The sequence below is a fragment of the Streptomyces sp. NPDC002870 genome, assembly GCF_042888505.1.
Lineage (GTDB): Bacteria > Actinomycetota > Actinomycetes > Streptomycetales > Streptomycetaceae > Streptomyces.
Genome location: NZ_JBIAPW010000083.1, coordinates 1 through 1,079 on the forward strand (window position 1 = coordinate 1; position 1,079 = coordinate 1,079).

At 69.2% G+C, this 1,079-nt stretch carries 1 rRNA gene and 1 pseudogene; both read left to right on the forward strand.

The features are described 5' to 3' along the window. Positions 1-88: ribosomal RNA gene (rrf, locus tag ACFYWY_RS38085) — 5S ribosomal RNA — on the forward strand; the annotation flags it as partial. A 215-nt stretch (positions 89-303) separates the two neighbouring features. Next, positions 304-1,079 (forward strand): annotated as a pseudogene (locus tag ACFYWY_RS38090) (hypothetical protein); the annotation flags it as partial.

Below are 1,079 nucleotides of genomic sequence, written 5' to 3' on the forward strand. Positions count from 1 at the left end.
CGGTTACATTCCGAACCCGGAAGCTAAGCCTTTCAGCGCCGATGGTACTGCAGGGGGGACCCTGTGGGAGAGTAGGACGCCGCCGAACAATCTTTCAAGGACCCTTGGTCCAGCGTTCACGCTGGACCAAGGGTCCTTTTTGTTTTTTGCTTGCTTTTCCGAAGCGCGTCCGAAGGCCGGTTGCGCGAGAATGACTGCAGTACCCGAAGACAGGAGTCACGCCGATGTCCACCAACTCTCCCGACGATCGTCCGGAGCGCGAGCCGCGTCGTAGGGACGGTGGTGAGCGGGGCGGCTTCCGCGGTGGCCGTGACGACCGGGATCGTGGTCCGCGTCGGGACGATGACCGTGGTGGGAACCGCGGGCAGCGCGACGACCGTGACCGGCGTGACGATCGACGTGACGACCGGGGTCGTGATGAGCGTCCGGGTGGGTTCCGTCGTGATGACCGTGGCCGGGATGACCGGGGCGGCCGTGACGAGCGTCCGTCGTTCCGCCGCGATGACGACCGTGGTCCGCGTCGGGACGATGACCGTGGTGGGAACCGCGGGCAGCGTGACGACCGCGGCTCTCGTCCCAGCGGCGGCGGGTACGGCTCTCGTCCCAGCAGTGGTGGGAGCGGCTCTCGTCCCAGTAGTGGCGGTGGCGGCGGGTTCCGGCGCGACGACCGTTCCGGTGGTGGCGGTGGCTATGGGCGTCGCGATGACCGGCCGAGTGGGCCGCGTCGCGATGACGACCGTGGTGGACGTCCCACTGGTGGACGTCCCACTGGTGGCGCCGGCTACGGGCGTCGTGATGACCGTGGCCGGGATGACCGGGGCGGCCGTGACGAGCGTCCGTCGTTCCGTCGCGATGACGACCGTGGTCCGCGTAGGGACGATGACCGTGCTCCGCGTAGGGACGATGACCGTGGTGGGTACCGCGGGCAGCGTGACGACCGCGGCTCTCGCCCCAGTGGTGGCGGTGGCGGCGGGTTCCGCCGTGACGACCGTTCCGGTGGTGGCGGTGGCTATGGGCGTCGCGATGACCGGCCGAGTGGGCCGCGTCGCGATGACGACCGTGGTGGACGTCCCACTGGT